This is a genomic window from Mycobacterium angelicum (genome assembly GCF_002086155.1).
GTDB classification, from domain to species: domain Bacteria; phylum Actinomycetota; class Actinomycetes; order Mycobacteriales; family Mycobacteriaceae; genus Mycobacterium; species Mycobacterium angelicum.
Window position 1 is genome coordinate 1 of the sequence record NZ_MVHE01000209.1, and the last position, 1174, is coordinate 1174.

Genomic DNA, 1174 nt, shown 5'->3' on the forward strand with positions numbered 1-1174 from the left:
CGGTGCCGCCGTTATTGTTCGCGGAGCCGGGGGTGCCTTGGGCGCCGTTGCCGCCGAGCGCGCCGTCGCCGCCTTTCCCGCCGGTGCCGGCGGTGCCCGCGGTGCCGCCTTGGCCGCCGGTGCCGACCAGGCCGGCTCCGCCGGCGGCGCCGCCGTTGCCGCCGTCGCCGCCCTTGGTAGCCGCATCGGTGCTGGTGGCGTTGAAGCCTTTGCCGCCGTTGCCGCCGATGCCGCCATTGCCGCCATTGCCGCCCGAGCCGTTGGTGCCGCCGTTGCCGGCCCCGCCCTGGCCGCCCTGGCCGCCGGCGGCGCCGTCGCTACCGGTACCGCCGGCCTTACCTGCGGTGCCGTCAGTGCCTTGGAACCCGTTGCCCCCGAGCGCGCCGTCGCCACCCTTGCCGCCGACACCCGCGGTCCCGGCGGCGCCGCCGGTGCCCCCGGTGCCGGCCAGGCCGGCTCCGCCCGCCGCGCCGCCGGTGCCACCGTCGCCGCCCTTCGTAGCAGGGGCGCTACTGGTGGCGTTGAAGCCCTGGCCGCCATTGCCGCCGGTACCGCCATTGCCGCCGTTGCCGCCCGAGCCGTTGGTACCGCCATTGCCGGCCCCGCCCTGGCCGCCGCTGCCACCGGCGGCGCCGTCGCTGCCTTTTCCGCCGTCCAGACCGGCGGAGCCAGCGCTGCCTTGGAAGCCGTTGCCGCCCTGGGCGCCGTCGCCGCCCCTGCCGCCGACACCAGCCGTGCCCGCCGTACCGCCTTGGCCGCCGGTGCCGACCAGGCCGGCCGCGCCAGCTGCGCCGCCCTTGCCGCCGTCGCCACCCTTGGTAGCGGCGTCGGTGCTGGTGGCGTTGAAGCCCTGGCCGCCGTTGCCGCCGTGGCCGCCGGTACCGCCGCGGCCGCCGGAGCCGTTGGTGCCGCCGTTGCCGGCCCCGCCCTGCCCGCCATTGCCGCCGGCCGCGCCGTCACTGCCGGTTCCGCCGTTATTGTTCGCGGAGCCGGGGGTGCCTTGGGCGCCGTTGCCGCCGAGGGCGCCGTCGCCACCCTTGCCGCCGACACCCGCGGTCCCGGCGGCGCCGCCGGTGCCCCCGGTGCCGGCCAGGCCGGCTCCGCCGGCGGCGCCACCGGTGCCGCCGTCGCCGCCCTTGGTGGCGGCCTCGGTGCTGCTGGTGGCGTTGAAGCC

General features: G+C 79.1%; 1 pseudogene. It reads right to left on the reverse strand.

Annotated elements, in window-relative coordinates:
• A pseudogene (locus BST12_RS32570) lies at positions 1–1174 on the reverse strand (PE family protein); the annotation flags it as partial.